This window comes from Bradyrhizobium sp. DOA1, assembly GCF_001593325.1.
GTDB lineage: Bacteria > Pseudomonadota > Alphaproteobacteria > Rhizobiales > Xanthobacteraceae > Bradyrhizobium.
On record NZ_JXJM01000001.1, the window covers coordinates 4,251,825 to 4,273,336 of the forward strand.

The 21,512-nt window shown below is 63.5% G+C and carries 20 protein-coding genes; 14 read left to right on the forward strand and 6 right to left on the reverse strand.

The genetic code is table 11. From position 1 onward, the window contains the following. Positions 1–50: 50 nt before the first annotated feature. From oxc to SE91_RS20070, 4 genes are all read left to right on the forward strand, one after another. Positions 51–1,784 (forward strand): oxalyl-CoA decarboxylase, encoded by a 1,734-nt coding sequence (gene oxc / locus SE91_RS20055; RefSeq protein ID WP_060735593.1) that lies wholly within the window; start codon positions 51–53, stop codon positions 1,782–1,784. A gap of 142 nt (positions 1,785–1,926) precedes the next feature. Then, complete coding sequence (gene frc, locus SE91_RS20060; RefSeq protein WP_061851219.1) at positions 1,927–3,204, forward strand: formyl-CoA transferase; 1,278 nt, start codon at positions 1,927–1,929, stop codon at positions 3,202–3,204. A 301-nt stretch (positions 3,205–3,505) separates the two neighbouring features. Next, positions 3,506–4,192, forward strand: coding sequence for a hypothetical protein (locus SE91_RS20065; RefSeq protein ID WP_061848816.1), 687 nt, complete (start codon positions 3,506–3,508; stop codon positions 4,190–4,192). A gap of 101 nt (positions 4,193–4,293) precedes the next feature. Further along, entirely contained in the window at positions 4,294–4,569 is a 276-nt protein-coding gene (locus SE91_RS20070) for a hypothetical protein (protein ID WP_008553926.1), read from the forward strand. 80 nt (positions 4,570–4,649) lie between these two features. Here the strand turns inward: SE91_RS20070 and SE91_RS20075 are convergent, their stop codons facing one another. From SE91_RS20075 to SE91_RS20095, 5 genes are all read right to left on the reverse strand, one after another. Continuing rightward, positions 4,650–4,895 (reverse strand): hypothetical protein, encoded by a 246-nt coding sequence (locus SE91_RS20075; protein ID WP_061848817.1) that lies wholly within the window; start codon positions 4,893–4,895, stop codon positions 4,650–4,652. A gap of 130 nt (positions 4,896–5,025) precedes the next feature. Beyond that, positions 5,026–6,537: a GMC family oxidoreductase gene (locus SE91_RS20080; protein ID WP_061848818.1), complete on the reverse strand. Its 1,512-nt coding sequence runs from the start codon at positions 6,535–6,537 to the stop codon at positions 5,026–5,028. Positions 6,538–6,564: 27 nt separating this feature from the next. Next, positions 6,565–7,506, reverse strand: a complete 942-nt coding sequence (locus tag SE91_RS20085) for an alpha/beta hydrolase (protein WP_061848819.1) — start codon at positions 7,504–7,506, stop codon at positions 6,565–6,567. Positions 7,507–7,592: 86 nt separating this feature from the next. Continuing rightward, positions 7,593–8,471 (reverse strand): pirin family protein, encoded by an 879-nt coding sequence (locus tag SE91_RS20090; protein WP_061848820.1) that lies wholly within the window; start codon positions 8,469–8,471, stop codon positions 7,593–7,595. A 102-nt stretch (positions 8,472–8,573) separates the two neighbouring features. Beyond that, positions 8,574–9,485, reverse strand: coding sequence for a LysR substrate-binding domain-containing protein (locus SE91_RS20095; protein ID WP_061848821.1), 912 nt, complete (start codon positions 9,483–9,485; stop codon positions 8,574–8,576). Between the two features lie 153 nt (positions 9,486–9,638). Between SE91_RS20095 and SE91_RS20100 the strand changes: the two genes are divergently transcribed. After that, a complete protein-coding gene (locus tag SE91_RS20100; RefSeq protein ID WP_061848822.1) occupies positions 9,639–10,250 on the forward strand; it encodes an isochorismatase family protein in 612 nt (203 codons plus the stop codon). 180 nt (positions 10,251–10,430) lie between these two features. Further along, positions 10,431–10,874 (forward strand): SRPBCC family protein, encoded by a 444-nt coding sequence (locus SE91_RS20105; RefSeq protein ID WP_061848823.1) that lies wholly within the window; start codon positions 10,431–10,433, stop codon positions 10,872–10,874. Positions 10,875–11,074: 200 nt separating this feature from the next. On the opposite strand, the gene SE91_RS20110 is transcribed toward SE91_RS20105, so the two are convergent. Then, positions 11,075–12,406 carry an Hsp70 family protein gene (locus SE91_RS20110; RefSeq protein ID WP_061848824.1) on the reverse strand — a complete coding sequence of 444 codons (1,332 nt, stop codon included), beginning with the start codon at positions 12,404–12,406 and terminating at the stop codon, positions 11,075–11,077. Positions 12,407–12,747: 341 nt separating this feature from the next. Between SE91_RS20110 and SE91_RS37170 the strand changes: the two genes are divergently transcribed. From SE91_RS37170 to SE91_RS20145, 8 genes are all read left to right on the forward strand, one after another. After that, complete coding sequence (locus SE91_RS37170; protein WP_008553911.1) at positions 12,748–12,885, forward strand: hypothetical protein; 138 nt, start codon at positions 12,748–12,750, stop codon at positions 12,883–12,885. A gap of 473 nt (positions 12,886–13,358) precedes the next feature. Beyond that, positions 13,359–14,366 carry a Bug family tripartite tricarboxylate transporter substrate binding protein gene (locus tag SE91_RS20115; protein WP_061848825.1) on the forward strand — a complete coding sequence of 336 codons (1,008 nt, stop codon included), beginning with the start codon at positions 13,359–13,361 and terminating at the stop codon, positions 14,364–14,366. A gap of 88 nt (positions 14,367–14,454) precedes the next feature. Then, positions 14,455–14,946, forward strand: a complete 492-nt coding sequence (locus tag SE91_RS20120) for a tripartite tricarboxylate transporter TctB family protein (protein WP_061848826.1) — start codon at positions 14,455–14,457, stop codon at positions 14,944–14,946. 60 nt (positions 14,947–15,006) lie between these two features. Continuing rightward, positions 15,007–16,506, forward strand: coding sequence for a tripartite tricarboxylate transporter permease (locus SE91_RS20125; protein ID WP_060735590.1), 1,500 nt, complete (start codon positions 15,007–15,009; stop codon positions 16,504–16,506). A gap of 406 nt (positions 16,507–16,912) precedes the next feature. Further along, complete coding sequence (oxlT, locus tag SE91_RS20130; protein ID WP_061848827.1) at positions 16,913–18,202, forward strand: oxalate/formate MFS antiporter; 1,290 nt, start codon at positions 16,913–16,915, stop codon at positions 18,200–18,202. Positions 18,203–18,459: 257 nt separating this feature from the next. Next, positions 18,460–19,782, forward strand: a complete 1,323-nt coding sequence (gene oxlT / locus SE91_RS20135; RefSeq protein WP_061848828.1) for an oxalate/formate MFS antiporter — start codon at positions 18,460–18,462, stop codon at positions 19,780–19,782. Between the two features lie 174 nt (positions 19,783–19,956). After that, positions 19,957–20,385 (forward strand): CBS domain-containing protein, encoded by a 429-nt coding sequence (locus SE91_RS20140; RefSeq protein WP_008553885.1) that lies wholly within the window; start codon positions 19,957–19,959, stop codon positions 20,383–20,385. 103 nt (positions 20,386–20,488) lie between these two features. Further along, positions 20,489–21,508 carry a 2-dehydropantoate 2-reductase gene (locus SE91_RS20145; protein ID WP_061848829.1) on the forward strand — a complete coding sequence of 340 codons (1,020 nt, stop codon included), beginning with the start codon at positions 20,489–20,491 and terminating at the stop codon, positions 21,506–21,508. Positions 21,509–21,512: the final 4 nt, after the last annotated feature.

Genomic DNA, 21,512 nt, shown 5'->3' on the forward strand with positions numbered 1-21,512 from the left:
AGAAGGGCGAACAACTCGCCCCGCATCTTGAGACCAGGGAGACAAGGCCCATGCTGAATACCGCGACCAAGTCCGAAGCACCGGGCACCGAGCAGGAGCTGACGGATGGCTTCCATCTCGTCATCGACGCGCTCAAACTGAACGGCATCAACACCATCTACAATGTGCCGGGCATCCCGATCACGGATTTGGGCCGCATGGCGCAGGCCGCGGGTATTCGCGTGATCTCCTTCCGTCACGAGCAGAACGCCGGCTACGCCGCAGGCATCGCCGGCTATCTCACCAAGAAGCCCGGCGTCTGCCTCACCGTCTCGGCGCCCGGCTTCCTCAACGGTCTCACCGCCCTCGCCCACGCCACCACCAATTGCTATCCGATGATCCTGGTCTCGGGCTCCTCCGAGCGCGAGATCGTCGACCTCCAGCAGGGCGACTATGAAGAGATGGACCAGCTCGCGATTGCCAAGCCGCTGTGCAAGGCGGCTTATCGCGTGCTGCACGCCCAGGACATCGGCATCGGTTTCGCCCGCGCCATCCGCGCCGCGGTGTCGGGTCGTCCCGGCGGCGTCTATCTCGACCTGCCGGCCAAGCTGTTCGGCCAAGTGATGAACGCCGAGGCCGGCCAGAAGTCGCTGGTCAAGGTGATCGACGCCGCGCCCGCCCAGATCCCCTCGCCCGCTTCGATCAAGCGCGCGCTCGACGTGCTCAAGAGCGCCAAGCGTCCGCTCATCATCCTCGGCAAAGGCGCGGCCTACGCGCAGGCCGACGAGGAGATCAAGAGCTTCGTCGAGAAGAGCGGCGTGCCGTTCCTCCCGATGAGCATGGCCAAGGGCCTGCTGCCCGACACCCATCCGCAATGCGCCGGCGCGGCCCGCTCGACCGTACTGAAGGACTCCGACGTCGTCATGCTGATCGGCGCGCGGCTGAACTGGCTGCTTTCGCACGGCAAGGGCAAGAGCTGGGGCGAAGCGCCCAAGAAATTCATCCAGGTCGACATCGAGCCGAAGGAGATGGACTCCAACGTCGAGATCGTCGCGCCCGTCGTCGGCGACATCGGCTCGGTCGTCTCCGCCTTCAACCAGGCGATGGCAACGGGCTGGACCGCCCCGCCCGCCGAATGGACCAAGGCGATCTCGTCCAAGCGCGAAGAGAACGTCGCCAAGATGGCGCCGAAGCTGATGAACAACAAGTCGCCGATGGACTATCACGGCGCGCTCGGCGTGCTGAAGAACGTCATCAAGGAGTATCCCGAGGCGATCCTCGTCAACGAAGGCGCCAACACCCTCGATCTCGCCCGCGGCGTCATCGACATGTACAAGCCGCGCAAGCGTCTCGACGTCGGCACCTGGGGCGTGATGGGCATCGGCATGGGCCAGGCGATCGCCGCCGCGCTCGAGACCGGTCATCCCGTGCTCGCCGTGGAAGGCGACTCGGCCTTCGGCTTCTCCGGCATGGAGGTCGAGACCATCTGCCGCTACAATTTGCCGATCTGCGTGGTCATCTTCAACAATGACGGCATCTATCGCGGCACCGACGTCAACGGCGCCAACGCCGATCCGGCGACGACCGTGTTCGTCAAGGGCGCGCGCTACGACAAGATGATGGAAGCCTTCGGCGGCGTCGGCGTGAATGCGACCTCGCCGGACGAGCTGAAGCGCGCCGTCAACGAAGCCATGAAGTCGGGCAAGCCGACGCTGATCAACGCGGTGATCGATCCGGCCGCGGGCTCGGAGAGCGGCCGCATCGGCAACCTCAATCCGCAGAGCGTTCTGCAGAAGAAGAAGTAAGGCATGATCCGGAAAAGTGTGCAGCGGTTTTCCGGACAGATCATGCCCAAACAATAGAGCTGAAGCGCCAAGTGCGCTTCAGCCACCCCTCAACCCTTATTCCCTGCCGGGTGCAGGGGCAGACAGAGTACGGAGCAACATGATGACCAAAGCGCTCACGGGCGTTCGCATTCTCGACTTCACCCACGTCCAGTCCGGACCGACCTGCACGCAGCTCTTGGCCTGGTTCGGCGCCGACGTGATCAAGGTGGAACGTCCGGGCGTGGGTGACATCACCCGCGGCCAGCTGCAGGACATCCCGAACGTGGACAGCCTGTATTTCACCATGCTCAACCACAACAAGCGCTCGATCACACTCGACACCAAGAATCCCAAGGGCAAGGAAGTCCTCACTGAGTTGATCAAGAAGTGCGACGTGCTGGTGGAGAATTTCGGCCCCGGCGTGCTCGACCGCATGGGCTTCCCCTGGGAGAAGATCCAGGCGATCAACCCGAAGATGATCGTTGCCTCGATCAAGGGCTTCGGCCCTGGGCCCTACGAAGACTGCAAGGTCTATGAGAACGTCGCGCAGTGCACCGGCGGCGCCGCCTCCACCACCGGCTTCCGCGACGGCGTGCCGCTCGTCACCGGCGCGCAGATCGGCGATTCCGGCACCGGCCTGCACCTCGCGCTCGGCATCGTCACCGCGCTCTATCAGCGCACGCATTCGGGCAAGGGCCAGCGCGTCACCGCCGCGATGCAGGACGGCGTGCTCAACCTCGCCCGCGTCAAGCTGCGCGACCAGCAGCGCCTCGCCCACGGCCCGCTCAAGGAATACAGCCAGTTCGGCGAAGGCATTCCGTTCGGCGATGCCGTGCCGCGTGCCGGCAACGATTCCGGCGGCGGCCAGCCCGGCCGCATTCTGAAGTGCAAGGGCTGGGAGACCGATCCCAACGCCTACATCTACTTCATCACCCAGGCTCCGGTCTGGGAGAAGATCTGCGACGTGATCGGCGAGCCCACCTGGAAGACCGATCCGAACTACGCCAAGCCGGCGGCCCGCCTGCCGCGCCTCAACGAGATCTTCGCCCGCATCGAGCAGTGGACGATGACCAAGACCAAGTTCGAGGCGATGGAGATCCTCAACAAGGACGACATCCCCTGCGGCCCGATCCTGTCGATGAAGGAGATCGCCGAGGACCAGTCGCTGCGCGCCACCGGCACCGTGGTAGAGGTCGATCACCCCACCCGCGGCAAGTACATCTCGGTCGGCAACCCGATCAAGCTGTCGGACTCTCCGAGCGACGTCGAGCGCTCCCCGCTGCTCGGCGAGCACACCGACGAGATCCTGCGCACGGTGCTCGGCTTCTCCGATCACCAGGTCGCCGAGATCCACAAGTCCGGCGCGCTCGATCCGCCGCAGAAGCAGGCGGCGGAGTAAGCGGGTCCGCATCGAACGAGACGAAAGGGCCGCCCGGAGGGGCGGCCCTTTTGCTTGAGCGGGCGGTGCGTCTCGACAGGCTCTAATCCAAACTGAAAAAAACAACCCCATGCACAGTAGCCAAGTCCTTGATCGCAAACGCAATTTCTGATGAGCCGAAAAATAGTCCGAGGCGTCGGGCAAAACAGGGGTATTATGGCATGGTTCGAAGCACCCACGTCCTGCCGTCCGAAGCGATGTTGAAGCGCGATCGCTCGTCTAGCGCGCCTGCTGGAAACAATCCGAGGAAGAGAGGTCCACCATGTCACTGCTGGGCAAGGCCGCCGTTGCTATGTGGTGGAGCGTTCGCGCCGAGCAGCGTAGCGAGTTCGGCGACTGGCATTCGCATGAGCATTTTCCGGAGCGGATGAGCATTCCCGGCTTCCGGCGGGGATCGCGCTGGAGCAGCACGACGGACGCTGAAGGCTTCTTCGTGCTTTATGAACTGGATCAATACGAAGTCCTGACGTCGAAAGGATATCACGACCGGCTCAACGCGCCGACGCCGTGGTCGACGAAGATGATGCCGCATCATCTCGGCATGGTACGCAGCCAATGCCGGATCGCCGCGAGCTTTGGCGGCGGCGTCGCGGGCGCGCTCGCCACCATCAGGCTGTCGCCGCACACTGAACGCGCCGCTGAGCTGCAGGCGTACCTTCTCGATACGCTCGGCGCCCTCGCCTCGAAGCCGGGGCTGACGGGCGCCCACCTGCTCCTGACCGATACGCCCAGGACGAATTCACCCACCACGGAGCAGCAGATCCGGGGAAAGGACGGCGCCGCCGACTGGATCATTCTGCTGACGGGTTACGATAGCGATGTGGTCGAGGCCGTGATCGCTGGACCGCTCTCGCCGTCATCGCTTCACGGAGCTGGTTCGCAGGACGATCCGACGTTCGGTCGTTACAGGTTGGCGTTTACGATGACACCGCAGGACGTGGCGGCATAGGCCGAGCCAGCCACCGCATGCCGTTAATTAACTTTTGTTATCCCGCGGGTTCGGTCCGGTCGCATAGTGTGTGTCGATCAGCAAGCGGGACGGCACTTCCTATGAGCGATGAGAAATCTTTTGATGCCGTCGTATCGGCTCTGCGAAAGAGCAGATCGGCCGCGGGCATTTCGTCCCCGGCCGCCGGTAGCTTCGATCACCTGACTGACGAGAGTGTCGTTCGCCTCTACGAAAGCATTCGACGTCAGGTCGAAGCCGACAAGGCGTTGGGTCACAAATACCGCCTCGTCGGAGCTGCAGCGAAGGAGCGTGCTGGTCTGCTCGGCGAAGAACTTCTTAGCCGCGGTTTGAAGTTTGCGCCCATCGTTTGGTCCTAGACCGAACGATGGGCGCCTCCTGAACTCACCTGACACTTGATCCTGAACTCACTTGATTCAGAGCTCACTTGAGCCTCAGCTCACCTGGGCAGCGAGCTCTTCTTGGAAGATTGTCCGCCAGGGGCGCTGCTGCCTGAGCCGTCCGTGGTGCCGGCGGACGACGTGCCAGTTGTCATGCCGTCTTTGGCCTTGCCCCTATTCTTCGTGGTGTCGCTCGTTCCACCCACCCCGGCTTGCGCGCCTTGCTGACCCTGGCTGGGCTGCGCCATTCCGGTGGATCCCATCATCGACGCGATCACCGCGCCCAGCATGAGCTTCTTGAACATCTGACCCGTCTCCTGTCCTGATCGCGAACAACAAGCCACCACGCTGCCCGTTCCTCTCGCTTGGCGGATAAGTTTCGAGCAGAAGTCAAGTGTTCCGCTGATGCGGCAGGCCCTGGCCTGCGAAGCTCGCTCACAGCTTGCTGCTGATAGCCTCCGCCATCATGATCGTCGTCACGTTCGTCGGTGCCGAGACGATATCGGGCATGATGGAGGCGTCGACGACATGAAGAGCATCGACGCCGCGGACGGCACCACTCTCATCGACAACGGCACCCGGATCGTTGGGGCCGCCCATCGGCACCGACGAGGTCGGGTGCGAGTAACCGTCCACCGACGCAACGATCTCCGTCTCAAGTGCCTTGTCGTCCACGATGTGCCTGCCCGGCGTCATCTCGCTTGAGACCACATCGCTGAACGGAGCCGTCTGTCCGATGAGGCGGGACAGCTTCACCGCCTCCATCATCCGCCTGAGGTCGCTCGGATCCTGAAAGAAGTTGAAGCGGATCAGCGGCATCACGCGCGGATCACGGCTCGCAAGGCGGACGGTGCCCCTCGATTTCGGCAGCGTTACGGAACAGGCCAGAACGATGGCGCCGCCGGTCGGGCTTTGTGCGGCATCGAAAATGTGCGTGCCGGAGATATGCAGGTCCAGCTCATCGGCCGCCGCCTCGCTCGAACGGGTCCAGATGATGGCGCCGGCAACCGGCGCCATCGACTTGGCCTCTGGCTTGAGCGCGTAAACATTGTAGTAGAACGGGTGCTCCTTGAGCCTTTCGCCCACCGGTGCGTCGACGACAATGGGAATGCCGAACTCCCTCAGATGCGACGACGGACCGACGCCCGAACGCATCAGGATCGCCGGGCTGCCATAGGATCCCGCCGACAGGACCACCTGCCCGGCCGCGATCATCCGGCCATCGATCAGCAACACGCCGGAGGCGCACCGTCCATCGAAGAGCACACGGTCGACCTCACACCCGCCCAGGATGGTCAGGTTCGGCCGGCATCGTACCTCCTCAGTGAGATAAGCCATGCCGGTGTTGATGCGCCGGCCGTCGACGACGTTGAGGGTATAGGGGGCAACGCCGTGCTGCTCAGCGCCGTTGAAATCTGCCACGCGGGGCAGTCCACAAACTTCAGCGGCGTGAACGAAAGCGCGCATCGACGGGGTGTTTTCCTCCATCGTGCGCTGACGGATCGGGAACGGCCCGGTGCGGCCGCGCCAAGCATCGTCGCCATCAGGCGTGTTCTCCATGGCCTTGAAGACGGGCAGCACCTCCGCGAAAGACCAACCCTCGATGCCATGGCTTGCCCATCGCGCAAAATCGGACGGCCGCGCTCGCATCGCAACCGCCGCGTTGATGCCGGAGCTTCCGCCCAGCACCTTGCCTCGCAGTGCCGGCACATCGTGACCTAGACCAAGATGGTCCTGGGTCCGATATCCCCAGTCGTGATCCTTATCGCCCCCGACGCGGTTCGCGTTTGCGATGACGTCAGGATAGTTCGCCGGGGCATAGGCCTTGCCGGCTTCCAGCAGCAGCACACGCCGGGCGCGATCGGTGCTCAGGCGGTTCGCGAGCACGGCGCCGGCCGATCCGCCACCCACGATGATGGTGTCAAACGATTGGATTGCGTTGGTCATGACCTCAGTCCCTGAAGCTGTGCCGTCTCAGCGGCGTTCGAAGGCGTTGCGCAGGAAGGCGGCGGCGCGATCGAGCGCGCTCCTGCTGGTTTCGAGATGCGCGACGTCCAGCTGGAAGACATGATGCATGCCCTCGAAGATCTGCAGTTCGACCGGCACTCCGGCCTGTGCCGCGCGGCAGGCAAAGCGGCGGGAATCGTCAAGCAGGCGCTCGTCGGTACCGACCTGGACGAGCAGAGGCGGCAGGCCCTCCATCTCGCCAAACAGCGGCGATGCCAGCGGATCGGTGGCGCTGAACTTGCCGGTATATTTGCCGGCACAATCCTCGAGATAATCACGACCGATCAGGGGATCGACCACATCGGCGTCCGTCATCGACGCGCCCGACAGCGAAAGATCGGTCCACGGCGAGAACACCACGCCGGCGATCGGCGTCGGGCCATGCGGCTCGCTCGTCAGTCCCTGCAAGGTCACCAGCGTCAGACCGCCGCCGGCGGAATCGCCGACGATTGCGATCTCTTGAAAACCCTGCGCGACGAGCCATTGCCAGGCCAGGCGCGCCGCATCCGGGCCTGCCGGCAATTTCGCTTCCGGCGCCAGCGGGTAATCGATGACCAGTGCGGGGATCTGCGTGCGGCTGACGATCTGGCTGACAAAGCCGCGATACGCCCTCGCCGATCCCAGCACGTAGCCGCCGCCATGGAGGAAGAGAAGCGCCTGTCCCGGCTTGGCTTGTCGCGGGCAAACGAATTGGGCGTTCACCACCGCCTCGTTGACGTCGTCGATCAACAAATCGCCGGCCATCGGAGATCCGGAGATAAAGGCATCATAGACGGCGCGCGGATCGCCGCTCGCAATGCTCCAGAACGAGGCAAAGCGGTTGCGTAGCGCACGTTCACGCTCGGCTTCCTCCGCCGTGATGCGGATAAATTCGCCTTCGGTTACAAGATCGGTTTGCACTGATGACATCTTGGGTCTCCTTCCCATAAACATGGCTTCACCAATCACGCGATGGGCGCGTCGCGCGTGGCCTGGTTTTGATGTGCGAGAGATCGCTAAGCGGGAATGCGGCCGAATTCACCTTCAGCGTAGGACGCGAGCGTCTGGCGAACGTCGGCTTCCGTCGACGTCACAAGCGGGCCATGCTTGACGAACGCTTCGCGGATCGGCTTCGCCGCCATCAATACGAAGTGCGCCGGGAGCGTGGCTTCCATGACAATATCGGTTTCCGGGCCAGCCTCTACCGTGGTTGCATGCGTTGCATTGAGCGTTCGATGATCATCTTCATGATGAACAACCAGGCTGCCCGACACCGCGTAGATCCAGGCCTGGCGTCCCTCCGGCAGCCGATGCGCGAAGCGACCGCCCGCGTCGAGAACGCCATCCAGCATCGTCATCTCTTCGGGCGTGTCCTCGGCACCCACCGCCGTGCCGGTGCGCCCGAGCAGCACGCGCACGCGATGCCCGCGGCCCGTGAGTACCGGCACCTCCTCGGCGCAAACATGCAGCGCGCGCGCCGGCTCGTGTTTCAAATGGCGCGGCAGATTGACAAAGATCTGCAGCGCGTGGATCATCGCGCCCTGCGCCGGTCGCTCTTCGTGGACGGCCCCGCTCGCCGCCACCAGCCAGTAGAGATCGCCCGCCCTAAGCGCGACGTTGTGGCCGAGCGTATCGCGATTGATGAACTCGCCGGCGGAGTCCTCGAAGATCACTGTTACTGCGGAAATGCCCGCATGCAGATGTGGAGCGAAGGTTGGCGCGCTCATCACGAAATCGTCCACCATCAACAGCGGATCCATCTTTCCGCCAAACATCTCCTCGGAAAAGTGATGCGCAGTGTATCCGTCACCAATGCTGTGCGGGCGCGCGACGGCGATCTGGCCGAGGCGCTTCGTCTCGGTGCGTATGTTGTCGACGTTGATGATGTCGGGCATGGGTCGGGTCCAGATTGCATCCTCTGGGCACAACCTTGGGCGACGACAGCGCAGCCGAAAAGACGGCAAATTCAGAACACAGCGTCCGAAGAATTGGACGATCTACATCAAGACTGACTTCGGAAACTCGGCCGCGAGATGATCGAGGAAAGCGCGGACCGATGGCAAGAGGCCTTGCCGGTAGGGGATGAGCGCGGTGATCGTGGAATCGCCCGCAATCCAGCCCGGCAGCACGCGGCGCAGCGCGCCGGATTTGACGGCGGGACGGCAGATGTAGCCCGGCAAGGCCACGATCCCGAGCCCCCTGATCGCGGCTTGCTGAAGGCCGACCATGTCATCGCTCAATAGTCGCGGCTTCAGGGGTACCACGACAACGTTCCTGGCCTGGCGCGCATGGCGCAGCCGCCAGACCGGATCGAAGCCCATCCGCGTCATGAATAGCGATGGATGACTGGCAAGGTCCTGCGGCTTTTCCGGTTCGCCGTGTCTTTTCAGGTAGTCCGCACCAGCGAACAAAAACCAGGGCGCCGGCGCCAAGGTCCGTTGCACCAGATTGGAATCCGGCAAGGGATCGGTGTGAGCGCGGATGGCGACGTCAAAATTTTCGCTGACGATATCGACGGTCCGATCGACGGCGTGCACGACGACGTTGACTTTCGGATACTGGACGAGGAAGTCCGCAACGATGTCCGACATCGCGAACTGCATGGTCGCAACCCCGCCTGTGCAGCGAATCGTGCCGCTCGGCTCGGCAAGCCGCCCCCGGATCGCAGCTTCCGCGGTCTCGGCTTCGCGCAGCATGCCGACCGCGTGCCGGTAAAACTCCTCGCCCGCATCTGTCATGCCGAACTTGCGCGAGGTGCGGTTGAGCAGCCGAACGCCGAGACTGGCTTCGAGCTGCTGCATGCGGTGGCTGAGGGTCGATTTCGGCGTGCGCAACGTCCGGCTCGCCGCGGTGAAGCCGCCGCGATCGACCACGCGTACGAAAAGGTAGAAATCGTTCAGATCCAGCATCTCAATTCCACTGTCCAACCAATTGGACGCTTGGTTCAGATTTTGACGACTTTTGGGTCAATGGTCCAGTCGCTAGTTGTCGCCCCGTCACGGCGAATGGTCGTGGCCCGCATCCGGAGCCTGCCGGATCGGTGAAAGGACCAGGAGCCCGAGATGACCAAATACGAACCCCTTACCCGCGACAATGCAGCCCTCATTCTCGTCGATCATCAGATCGGCCTCATGACCGGCGTGCGCGACTACTCGACCGGCGAGCTCAAGCACAATGTGGTGGCGCTGGCGAAAGCGGCGAAAGCGCTCAAGCTTCCAATCGTCGTGACCACGACCGCGCGCGACAGCATGTGGGGTCCGACGTTTCCAGAGCTCGTCGAAGCTCTGCCCGGTGTCGAGATCATCGATCGGTCGACGGTGAATGCTTACGACGATACGCGCGTCGCAAGGGCGATCGAAGCCACCGGCCGCAAGAAGCTGATATTTGCCGGCATCTCGCTCGAAGTCTGCGCGGCCTTCCCGGCGATGACCGCCGTGGCGCGCGGCCTCGATGCCTATGTCGCGGTCGATGCCTCCGGCACTTTCAGCGAGACCAAACACGAGGCGGCCCTGGTCCGCATGCAGCAGGCTGGCGTCGTTGTTTCCGACTACGCAACGCTGATGGTCGAGATTCTAAAGGACAATTCGGCCCCGGAGGCAGCGGCCGTTTACGCGGCACTCGACATGCCCTGGGCCACTCTCGTCGGTCAGATCGCCGCATCCATGCGGAAGTGATAGTGGCGATGTCGGCTCGCCAATTGGTCGAGCCGACATCGCGCTCGCCGCGGGAGTGTTTCCGAGAGGCGAAAAGAAATTTGCGACCTGGTGTCGGATCGGCGGCTCCCCGGTCGTCCTCGTGACATTAATGGGCCATAGAGGCCAGCTTGGGCCCATCAAACACTGAGGATAACAACCATGCCCAGCACTGTCCGCCTGCACCGCGTTCTCGCCACCAGCCCGGAGAAGGTCTATCGCGCCTTTCTGGAGGCCGATGCGATGGCGAAATGGCTGCCGCCGAACGGTTTCACCTGCACCGTGCATCATTTCGAGCCCAAGGTCGGGGGCACGTTCAAGATGTCGTTCCGGAATTTCACCACGGGCCACAGCCACTCGTTCGGCGGGGAATATCTCGAGCTCGTGCCGAATGAACGCCTGCGCTACACCGACAAGTTCGACGATCCGAATTTGCCGGGTCTGATCGAGGTGACGGTGATCCTGAAGAAGGTCTCGGTCGGTACCGAGATCGACATCACGCAGGCCGGCATTCCCGACGTCATCCCGCCGGAGGCTTGCTATCTCGGCTGGCAGGAATCCCTGCGCAATCTGGCGAAGCTCGTCGAGCCGGAGATCAATCAGTAGCCGTCCAAGCGGAGCCCGCGCCTCGTCCTTCGAGACGACCGCTGCGCGGTCTCCTCAGGATGAGGCTAAGCAGCGTTTTCGCCCGTGGAGATTGCTGCCGAACACTCCGTCCTCATCCTGAGGGCCCGCCGAAGGCGGGCGTCTCGAAGGATGGGCCGCAGAGTACAGCTTTCAGCGCAGCAGCCCCGTCTCGTCGTTCCCTATCCGCCCGCCTTCGGCGCGACCCCGCCATCCGCCGTCCAGCGGTGCGGATCAGGACTGTGACCGATCAGCGCGAGACCATAGGCGATCGACTCGAACTGGTCGCCCGACATCAGCCGCTCATTGCCAAAGCGCTCGGCGAACAGCTTTCGGACGGCGGGCACGAATGACGTGCCGCCGGTCAAGAACACCTTCTCCACCTCGCGCGCGGTGATGCCGGCTTGGCCAAGCACCTTGTCGACGGTGGCGCCCAGCCGGGCGATGTCGTCGGCGATCCAGGAGTCGAAATTCTTCCGCGTGATGGCCGCACCGATGTCGACGCCGCCGCCTTTGAAGCGGAAATCCACCTCGTCCTGCGCCGACAACGCGACCTTGGCGTCGGACACTGCGCGGTAGAGCGAAAAGCCGAGATCGAGATCGACGATGGTGATGAAATCCTCGAGCAGCTGCGGCTTCAGCGCGGTACGCGCCAGCTCACGGAGCTCCCGCAGATCGCCGTTGCTCTTCATCATCGCGAGCTGATGCCAGCGCGCGAGGTTGGTGTAATGGCCGCTGGGGACCGGCAGCACCTTGTCGAAGGAGCGGAAGCTTGAGCCCTTGCCGAGGCGCGGCGAGACGATGTGATCGACGATGCGGTAGTCGAACGTGTCGCCGGCAATGCCGATGCCGGCGTGGCCGAGCGGCTCGGCGCGCAAGACGCCGCCGGCGCGCGAGAAGCGCATCACCGAGAAATCGCTGGTGCCGCCGCCGAAATCGGCCACCAGCACGGTGGCATCGCGCTCCAGCCTGCGGGCAAAGGAGAACGCTGCGCCGACGGGCTCGTAGACATAGCGGGCGTGGCCGGCACCCAGACGCTCGAACGCGGCGCGGTAACGCTGCATCGCCAGCGCCTCGTCGGGATTGCCGCCGGCGAAGCGCACGGGACGCCCGACAGTGATGTTGGAGGTCTCGAAGCCGAACCTGTCGCCGCCATGACGCGCCAGCGTCCGCAGGAACGCGGTCAGGATGTCCTCGAACTTGTAGCGCTGCCGGAACACTTGCGTGGTGTTGAAGCTGCTGCTGGCCGCAAAGGTCTTGAACGACTGGAGGAAGCGATAGACGTGCCGGCCTTCGAGAAACTGCTCGATCGCCCATGGGCCGCCCTCGGCCTGGGCGCCGGCGCCGGGCCGGTCCTCCCAGAAGCACAGCGCCGAGACGTAGACGCTGTGGCGCTGTCCGCCATGGTCGAAGCGGATGGCCTCGACGCGGCGGTCGTCCGCCGCGAGCGCGACGACCGTGTTGCTGGTCCCAAAATCGATGCCGATCGAGACGGCGGGCGAGGCGCTCGACATGAACCACTCTGACGGTTGATTGGATAGGGGGCGGACCACTAGCCGCTTTGCAAGGGCCTGCCAAGTCCCGCCTGTTGCAGTGCGGCAGACCTTGCCGATACCGCTCGCGTGGCCGGGACGATTCGCCCGCGTTTCGCGCCATCAGCGGCGAAAGGACCGCTTTCTCGCAGGCGCCGGCAACTTTATGTCCGAGACGGGCCCGTTAACGGGGCATTATGCTGCAATGCGAGAGGCCGCATGCTGCTATGCAAACTCGCGGATGGACAGTGGCATCTGGTATACATAGATTGCCTTTCGAAATGAGGCAGCAAGACTGACTGTTCTCAAGAAAGGGATTTCCGATGTCCAAGACCGCTTCCGTCGCTCTCGCGCCCTCTTCCTCCCTGTTCGCCCGCCTGATGGCCGCGATCGACGGCCTGCTGATGGCCAGCGCCGAAATCTCCAATCGTAACGGGGATTTGCCGCGCTTCGGCCTGTAAGACGGTCTTCGCTGCCCTCACCCGGATGGGCGATGGCAGAAGCTAAAAACACGTTGTTTGACCAAATGGCCCCGCCTGTCGGGGCCATTTCTGTTTGGCAGCGCTCTCCCCTCGCGGCGCGCGCAACTGCGACGATTAGTCCGCCAAGGCCAACCGACGATTCCGATTGTTTGTCTACTGGCATTTCGCATACCATCCATTCAAACAAGAACGATTGCGCGATTCAAAAGTGTAAGGACGGGGAAACGTAACGCAGGACGGGAAGGGCCGAGAGGCAACGTTGCCACGCCCCATTGGCGAAGCCCTTAGCCGAAAGAAGCGGATGCCGCGCGTTATCCCTGCTCATAGAGTTTTGATCGGGACGGCCACGGGGACTAGACCTAAAGGGTAACTCCGGGGCATGTGACTCGAGATGGGCTAGCGCAAGCCGACAAAGAGCGGCTGCGTTGAGGGTTCGACAGGGAGAGAGACAGATGAAGCCATTCGTTCTGAATGTCGCTTTGGCGGCAATCGCGATGTCGTGCGCCAGCAGCACTGCAAGCCGTGCGGCCTGGGAGCCGGTCCGTCCGGTCGAATTCATCGTGCCTGCGGGCACCGGCGGCGGCGCCGATCAGATGGCCCGCACCATCCAGGGCATCGTCACCAAACACAATCTGATGAAGCAGCCGCTGGTCGTCATCAACAAGGCCGGCGGCGCGGGCGGCGAAGGCTTCCTCGACCTGAAGACCTCGTCGGGCAATCCGCACAAGATCATCATCACGCTGTCCAACCTGTTCACGACGCCGCTGGCGACGGGCATTCCGTTCAACTGGAAGGATCTGACGCCGGTTGCGATGCTGGCGCTCGACGAGTTCGTGCTCTGGGTGAACGCCGAGAAGCCGTACGCCACCGTCAAGGACTACGTCGACGCCGCGAAGAAGGCGCCGACCGGCACGTTCAAGATGGGGGGCACCGGCTCCAAGCAGGAAGACCAGATCATCACGGTCGGCCTCGAGAAGGCGATCGAGGCGAAATTCACCTACATCCCCTACAAGGGCGGCGGCGAAGTCGCCGTTCAGCTCGTCGGCAATCACGTCGATTCCACCGTCAACAATCCGATCGAGGCGGTGGCGCAATGGCGCGGCGGCAAGCTCCGTCCACTCTGCGTGTTCGACGCCCAGCCGATGGCCTATGACGAGCCGATCGCAGACGGCAAGGCCTGGAAGGATATTCCGACCTGCAAGTCGCAGGGCCTCGCGATGGAATATCTCATGTTGCGTGGCATCTTCATGTCGCCCAAGGCCACCAAGGATCAGATCGAATATTATGTCGAGCTGTTCAAGAAGGTCCGCGCCACGCCGGAGTGGCAGGACTTCATGAAGAGCGGCGCCTTCAACACGACCTTCCTGACTGGCGCCGACTACGCCAAGTGGATCGAGACCGAGGAGAAGCGCCACCAAGACTTGATGAAGGAAGCCGGCTTCCTCGCCTCGGGGAATTGATCGGCGACATCGACGGCGGCTGAGGACGCTCGCCGTCCTCCCGTCTGGCACGACCCGCGAACGACTTGCGATTTCGCCTGGAGGTCCCATGACTCAACGATCCGAAACTGGTCCGGCCCACAAGACGCTGGAAATCGGCATGGCGCTGCTGATCGGCGTGTTCGGCCTGATCGTGATCTTCGGCAGCCTCAAGGCCGGCATCAACTGGGGTGCGGAGGGCCCGCGTGCGGGCTTCTTCCCCTTCTATATCGGCGCCGCCATCGTCGCCTCGAGCGCCATCAACCTGTGGAACGCGCAACGCGACGACGACGGCCGCCTGTTCGCGGAATGGGGTCAGCTTCGTCAGGTCATGAGCGTCGTCGTGCCCACCGCGATCTATGTCGGCTCGATGCCGTTCATCGGGCTCTACGTCGCCTCCATGGTGTTCATCGCCTGGTTCATGCGCTGGCTTGGCGGCTATCGCTGGCTGACAACCCTCGCAATCGCGGTCGGCATGCCGGTTGTGACCTATCTGGTGTTCGAGCGCTGGTTCCTGGTCCCGCTGCCCAAGGGCCCGATCGAGGAATGGCTCGGTCTGTAAGAGAGCTTCGTCTGTAAACACTGACCCGTCATTTCCGTTACTGTTGCAGGACGTATCGATATGGAAGAGTTGGCCAATCTGTTTCACGGCTTCGCGGTCGCCCTGCAGCCCTACAACATCATGCTGATGGTCATCGGCATCACGCTCGGGGTCATCATCGGCGTGCTGCCGGGGTTAGGCGGCGCCAATGGCGTCGCGATCCTCCTCCCCCTCACCTTCAGCATGCCGCCGACGTCGGCAATCATCATGCTGTCCTGCATCTATTGGGGTGCATTGTTCGGCGGCGCCATCACCTCGATCCTGTTCAACATACCGGGCGAGCCATGGTCGGTCGCGACCACCTTCGACGGCTATCCGATGGCACAACAGGGCAAGCCCGGCGAAGCCCTGACCGCGGCCTTCACCTCCTCCTTCGTGGGCGCATTGTTCGCCGTCATCATGATCACGCTGGTCGCGCCCCTCGTCGCAGGCTTCGCGTTGCGATTTGGGCCGGCGGAGAAGTTCGCGGTGTACTTCCTCGCCTTCTGCTCCTTCGTTGGCCTCAGCAAGGAGCCGCCGTTCAAGACCATCGCGGCGATGATGATTGGCTTTGCACTCGCCGCGGTCGGCCTGGATTCGATCACCGGACAGTTGCGGCTGACCTTCGGGGTCACCGAGCTGCTCAACGGATTCGACTTCCTGATCGCCGTGATCGGCCTGTTCGGCATCGGCGAGATCCTGCTGACCATGGAGGAAGGGCTGGCGTTCCGCGGCGGCAAGGCCAGCATCAACCTTCGGGTGGTGCTGCAGACCTGGCGGGAGCTGCCCGCCTATTGGATGACCTCGCTGCGCTCCTGCCTGATCGGCTGCTGGATGGGCGTGACGCCCGCCGGCGCAACACCGGCATCCTTCATGAGCTACGGCATCGCCAAGCGACTCGCGCGGCGCGGCAACAATTTCGGCAAGGGCGAGGTCGAGGGCGTCATCGCGCCGGAGACGGCCGCGCATGCCGCAGGCACCGCGGCGCTGCTGCCGATGCTCTCGCTCGGCGTGCCCGGCTCCCCGACTGCCGCCGTTCTGCTCGGCGGCTTGCTGATCTGGGGCCTGCAGCCCGGTCCCATGCTGTTCGTCGAGCAGAAGGAATTCGTCTGGGGCCTGATCGCCTCGATGTATCTCGGCAATCTCGCCGGCCTCATCGTCGTGCTCACCTGCGTGCCGATCTTCGCCGCGATCCTCCGCGTGCCCTTCGGCATCATCGCGCCGCTGATCCTGGTGCTGTGCGCGATCGGCGCCTATTCGGTGCACAACAGCACCTTCGACGTGATGCTGATGCTGGTGTTCGGCGTGCTCGGCTATCTCCTGAAGAAGTGCAACTACCCGCTCGCGCCGCTGGTGCTCGCCATCGTGCTCGGCGACAAGGCGGAGGAAGCCTTCCGCCAATCGCTGCTGGGATCGCAGGGCTCGCTCGGCGTGTTCTTCTCCAACGGCCTCGTCAGCACGATCATGGCGCTCGGTCTGGTCGCGCTGTTCTGGTCCGTGATCCAGGAAGGCTACAGCCGGCTTCGGACGTCGGCCGCGTGAGGCGGCGCAATCCGCGCCGCCGCTCACGCCAAATTGCCGCAGGCCGGACTTCTGGAATATAGAATTCCAGGAATCGCGTGCTCACCGAGCCGTTGCACACCCGGTCAGCAGGAACAGTGCCGGCGCTAAAAATCCCCAGCTTTGCCGCTTCATTCGGATCCGCGCGGCCTTGCCGCCTCGGATAAAAACATCCGTAAAATCAACAGTTTGATTGGAAAAAGCTCCCCTCGCCGCCGGCACGCCGGCAGCGATTGGGGCTTTACAATTTCCCGCTGATGGCGCATGGGAAAGGCCCGCGCCATTTCGCCGCACCCTCCAGTCCTTCGCTTGAATCTTGGCATAATGCATACCAGGATGCACGCCAGCGCATGCTTAAAAATGATCGGCGCGTTTGGGAGGGTTTTGAATGACGGACATGGTGCAGTCGGCTGCGGTCCCCGGTACCGCACGTGTGAGCGATGCTTATCGGTGGGCGCAGCTGGCCATCGGCGTAGGCGCGATGGTGATGATCGCCAACTACCAATATGGCTGGACGTTCTTCGTCCCTGATATCCAGAAGACGTTCGGCTGGGATCGCGCCTCGATCCAATGGGCCTTCACGCTGTTCGTGCTGTTCGAGACCTGGCTCGTGCCGGTCGAGGGATGGTTTGTCGACAAATACGGCCCGCGCATCGTCGTGCTGGTCGGCGGCGTGCTCTGCGCCATCGGCTGGGCGATCAACGCCCAAGCCACCACGCTCAACGGCTACTATCTCGGCATGATCATCGCGGGCATCGGCGCCGGTGGCGTCTACGGCACCTGCGTCGGCAACGCGCTGAAGTGGTTTCCGGACAAGCGCGGTCTCGCCGCGGGCATCACGGCGGCGGGCTTCGGTGCAGGCTCCGCGCTGACCGTCGCGCCGATCCAGGCCATGATCAAGGACAGCGGCTTCCAGACCACCTTTCTCTATTTCGGTCTCGGACAGGGCATCATCATCTGCATCCTCGCCTTCTTCCTGCTGTCGCCGAAGGCCGGCCAGGTGCCGAACGTGGTGGCGAACGCCCATCTGCTGCAGACCCGCCGCAACTATCAGCCGACCGAGGTGCTGCGTCAGCCGATCTTCTGGCTGATGTACTTCATGTTCGTGATCGTCGGCGCCGGCGGGTTGATGGTGACCGCCAATCTGAAGCCGATCGCGGCCGACTGGAAGGTCGACAACGTGCCGGTCACGCTGATGGCGGTGACGATGACGGCGGTGACCTTCGCGGCCACGATCGACCGCGTGCTCAACGGTCTGACGCGTCCGTTCTTCGGTTGGATCTCTGACATGATCGGCCGCGAGAACACGATGTTCATCGCCTTCGGCATGGAAGGGTTCGGCATCTGGATGCTCTACCTCTGGGGCCACGATCCGATCTGGTTCGTGCTGCTCTCGGGCTTCGTGTTCTTCGCCTGGGGTGAGATCTACTCGCTGTTCCCCTCGACCTGTACCGACACGTTCGGCGCCAAGTTCGCGACCACCAATGCCGGCCTGCTCTACACCGCGAAGGGCACCGCCGCGCTGCTGGTGCCGATCGCCAACTACATGCAGCAATCGTCGGGCACCTGGGACGCCGTGTTCATCATCGCAGCCGGCGCCAACATCCTGGCCTCGGTTCTGGCGATCGCGGTGCTGAAACCCTGGCGCAAGGTCGTGGTCGCCAACTCGACGGTCTGACCGGCTTCGCCACAGTTCGATGAACAAGACGCCCGGCCTTACGGCCGGGCGTTTTCGTTTGCGCCGAAGGATCGCCGCTGCCGCCCCCGGGTGGAACACGCCGAATTTTCGTGAATGCGGGAGCAACTTAGAGCTTGCAAACTGGAATATCGTATACCAATCTCTGCCCTGCGCCTGCGACGATAAGCCACAATAGTTGCGACATCAGGTCGTCTTGCGATCCTGCGTCACAGAAAAACAGGCGTTGGGAGGTTTTGATGATTTCCAGCCCGGATGGCGCCGTCACCGCCGCGCCGCTTCGCACAGGCTTCCGCTGGCTCCAGCTCGCAATGGGCATCGTCTGCATGGCGATGATCGCCAATCTGCAATACGGCTGGACGCTGTTCGTCGATCCGATCGACGCGGCCCATCATTGGGGACGCGCCGCGATCCAGCTCGCTTTCACCATCTTCGTCGTCACCGAGACCTGGCTGGTGCCGGTCGAGGCGTGGTTCGTCGACAAATACGGCCCGCGCATCGTCATCATGTTCGGCGGCGCGATGATCGCGCTCTCGTGGATTCTCAACTCGTATGCCGACAGCCTCACCCTGCTCTACGCCGCCGCGATCATCGGCGGCATGGGCGCGGGCGCGGTGTACGGCACCTGCGTCGGCAACGCGCTGAAATGGTTTCCCGACCGCCGCGGCCTCGCCGCGGGCGCAACCGCTGCGGGCTTCGGCGCCGGCGCTGCGCTCACCGTGGTGCCGATCGCGAGCATGATCGTGTCGAGCGGCTACCAGCACGCGTTCCTCACCTTCGGCATCGGCCAGGGCCTGATCGTGTTCGTGCTCGCCTTCTTCATCCAGCCGCCGCGGGTCTCGATCCCGCCGAAGAAGAAGCAGCTCAACCTGCCGCAGACCAAGATCGATTTCACCCCGCCGCAAGTGCTGCGGACCCCTGTTTTTTGGGTGATGTACCTCGTTTTCGTCATGGTCGCCTCGGGCGGGCTGATGACGGCGGCGCAGATCGCTCCGATCGCGCACGACTTCAAGATCGCGGATACGCCGGTCACCCTCGCCGGCTTCCAGATGGCAGCCCTGACCTTCGCGATCTCGCTCGACCGCATCTTCGACGGCTTTGGCCGTCCCTTCTTCGGCTTTGTCTCCGACACGATCGGCCGCGAGCCCACCATGTTCATCGCCTTCGGCACGGCGGCGGTGATGCTCCTGACATTGTCGGCTTACGGCCACATCCCTGTCGTGTTCGTGCTCGCGACCGCGGTCTATTTCGGCGTGTTCGGCGAGATCTATTCGCTGTTCCCCGCCACCTGCGGCGACACCTTCGGTTCGAAGTTCGCGACCACCAACAACGGCATGCTCTACACCGCCAAGGGCACGGCATCCCTGCTCGTTCCGCTCGCCAGCGTGATCTCGACCGCTTATGGCTGGAAGGCGGTGTTCGTGGTGGCGGTGGCGCTGAACGCGACGGCAGCGCTGATGGCGCTGTTCGTGATCAAGCCGCTGCGCCGCGCCTTCATCCTCGGCAAGGAAGCCGAGGGCACCAGCACCGCGACCGGCAGCGCCAAGACCGAAACGGCATAACCCATCACACGCCTTGCAGGCCGACAAGGGGCGCAGCGATGCGCCCCTTCTTTTTGGCGCATGGCAAACGTCAGCATCGCTGTCGCAAGATTTTTCGGATCCGCCAAACCCAGCGCTTGACGATTGGCATTATGTATACCACACTTGCCCTGTCATTCACCCAGGGAGGTTCCAATGCTGGTCGGAGACATTCTGCGCAAGAAGACGCCGCGCGTTGTTACGGTGCGAATGAACGAAACGGTGGGTATCGCCGCCAAGCTGATGCGCGCCAACAATATCAGCGCGTTGGTGGTCAAGGACGTGGTCCGCTCGGAGGGCAATACCGCGGTCGGCATGTTCACCGAGCGCGACGTGGTGCGCGCGGTCGCCGAGCACGGCGCCAATGCGGTCAATGTGAGGGTCTCGCAGCTGGTCTCGGTGCAGCAGCTCGTCTCCTGCACCTCCTCGGACACGATCGAGCATGTGCGCCATCTGATGAACCGGCATCACATCCGCCATCTGCCTGTGATCGACGATTACAGCCTGATCTCCGTCATCAGCATGCGCGACATCGCCGCTGCCGTGGACGAAGCGATCAACGGCTCGCCGCAAGCGGCCGCCTAAAGCTACACACACTTCCCCTGCGACTACCGGCCCCGGCTCGGATCCTTTCCGAGGCGGACCGGATCTTTCGTCCCAAAATCCGGTCTCTGCTCGCGAGGATTTCATGAAGATCTGCATCTACGGCGCCGGCGCGATCGGCGGATATCTCGGGGTTCAGCTCGCCCGTGCGGGCGCCGATGTCAGCCTGGTCGCACGCGGCGCGCACCTTGCCGCGATGCGCGAGCGCGGCCTGACGCTGCTCGCGGGCGAGGAGAAGCACACCGTGCATCCGCGCTGCACCGACGATCCCACCGAGCTCGGCGTGCAGGACTACGTCATCGTCACGCTGAAGGCGCATTCGATCACCGGCGTGATCGAGAAGATACAGCCGCTGCTCGGGCCTAACACCCGCATCGTCACCGCCGTCAACGGCATCCCCTATTGGTATTTCTACAAGCATGGCGGCCCATACGAGAATTCGACGCTGGAGAGCATCGATCCCGGCGGCCGGCAGTGGCGCGAGATCGGGGCCGGGCGCGCCATCGGCTGCATCGTCTATCCCGCCACCGAGATCGAGGCGCCCGGCGTGATCCGCCACGTCTACGGCAACAATTTCCCGCTCGGCGAGCCCTCCGGCGAGATCACACCGGACGTGCAGCGGCTCGCCGAGCTCTTCGTCGCAGCCGGGCTGAAAGCCCCGGTGCTCGACCGAATCCGCGACGAGATCTGGCTCAAGCTGTGGGGCAATGTCTGCTTCAACCCGATCAGCGCCCTCACCCACGCAACGCTCGACGTGATCTGCACCGATCCCGCAACGCGGGCGCTGTCGCGCGCCATCATGGTGGAGACGCAGGCCATCGCCGAGACGTTCGGCGTCAAATTCCGCGTCGACGTCGAGCGCCGCATCGAAGGCGCCCGCAAGGTCGGCGCGCACAAGACCTCGATGCTCCAGGATCTCGAGCGCGGCCGCCCGATGGAGATCGACCCGCTCGTCACCGTGGTGCAGGAGATGGGCCGGCTGACCGGCATCGCCACGCCCGCGCTCGACTCGGTGCTGGCGATGGTGACCCAGCGCGCCCGCATCGCCGGCCTCTATGACGGCGTGTCGGCGCCGGCAGATCCGCGCGCATTGGCGGTGGCATGATGGC

Bases quoted from the DNA above. Each gene is read 5' to 3' on its own strand.
- oxc (WP_060735593.1), top strand. From the start codon at position 51: ATGCTGAATACCGCGACCAAGTCCGAAGCACCGGGCACCGAGCAGGAG.
- frc (WP_061851219.1), top strand. From the start codon at position 1,927: ATGACCAAAGCGCTCACGGGCGTTCGCATTCTCGACTTCACCCACGTC.
- SE91_RS20065 (WP_061848816.1), top strand. From the start codon at position 3,506: ATGTCACTGCTGGGCAAGGCCGCCGTTGCTATGTGGTGGAGCGTTCGC.
- SE91_RS20070 (WP_008553926.1), top strand. From the start codon at position 4,294: ATGAGCGATGAGAAATCTTTTGATGCCGTCGTATCGGCTCTGCGAAAG.
- SE91_RS20075 (WP_061848817.1), bottom strand. From the start codon at position 4,895: ATGTTCAAGAAGCTCATGCTGGGCGCGGTGATCGCGTCGATGATGGGA.
- SE91_RS20080 (WP_061848818.1), bottom strand. From the start codon at position 6,537: ATGACCAACGCAATCCAATCGTTTGACACCATCATCGTGGGTGGCGGA.
- SE91_RS20085 (WP_061848819.1), bottom strand. From the start codon at position 7,506: ATGTCATCAGTGCAAACCGATCTTGTAACCGAAGGCGAATTTATCCGC.
- SE91_RS20090 (WP_061848820.1), bottom strand. From the start codon at position 8,471: ATGCCCGACATCATCAACGTCGACAACATACGCACCGAGACGAAGCGC.
- SE91_RS20095 (WP_061848821.1), bottom strand. From the start codon at position 9,485: ATGCTGGATCTGAACGATTTCTACCTTTTCGTACGCGTGGTCGATCGC.
- SE91_RS20100 (WP_061848822.1), top strand. From the start codon at position 9,639: ATGACCAAATACGAACCCCTTACCCGCGACAATGCAGCCCTCATTCTC.
- SE91_RS20105 (WP_061848823.1), top strand. From the start codon at position 10,431: ATGCCCAGCACTGTCCGCCTGCACCGCGTTCTCGCCACCAGCCCGGAG.
- SE91_RS20110 (WP_061848824.1), bottom strand. From the start codon at position 12,406: ATGTCGAGCGCCTCGCCCGCCGTCTCGATCGGCATCGATTTTGGGACC.
- SE91_RS37170 (WP_008553911.1), top strand. From the start codon at position 12,748: ATGTCCAAGACCGCTTCCGTCGCTCTCGCGCCCTCTTCCTCCCTGTTC.
- SE91_RS20115 (WP_061848825.1), top strand. From the start codon at position 13,359: ATGAAGCCATTCGTTCTGAATGTCGCTTTGGCGGCAATCGCGATGTCG.
- SE91_RS20120 (WP_061848826.1), top strand. From the start codon at position 14,455: ATGACTCAACGATCCGAAACTGGTCCGGCCCACAAGACGCTGGAAATC.
- SE91_RS20125 (WP_060735590.1), top strand. From the start codon at position 15,007: ATGGAAGAGTTGGCCAATCTGTTTCACGGCTTCGCGGTCGCCCTGCAG.
- oxlT (WP_061848827.1), top strand. From the start codon at position 16,913: ATGACGGACATGGTGCAGTCGGCTGCGGTCCCCGGTACCGCACGTGTG.
- oxlT (WP_061848828.1), top strand. From the start codon at position 18,460: ATGATTTCCAGCCCGGATGGCGCCGTCACCGCCGCGCCGCTTCGCACA.
- SE91_RS20140 (WP_008553885.1), top strand. From the start codon at position 19,957: ATGCTGGTCGGAGACATTCTGCGCAAGAAGACGCCGCGCGTTGTTACG.
- SE91_RS20145 (WP_061848829.1), top strand. From the start codon at position 20,489: ATGAAGATCTGCATCTACGGCGCCGGCGCGATCGGCGGATATCTCGGG.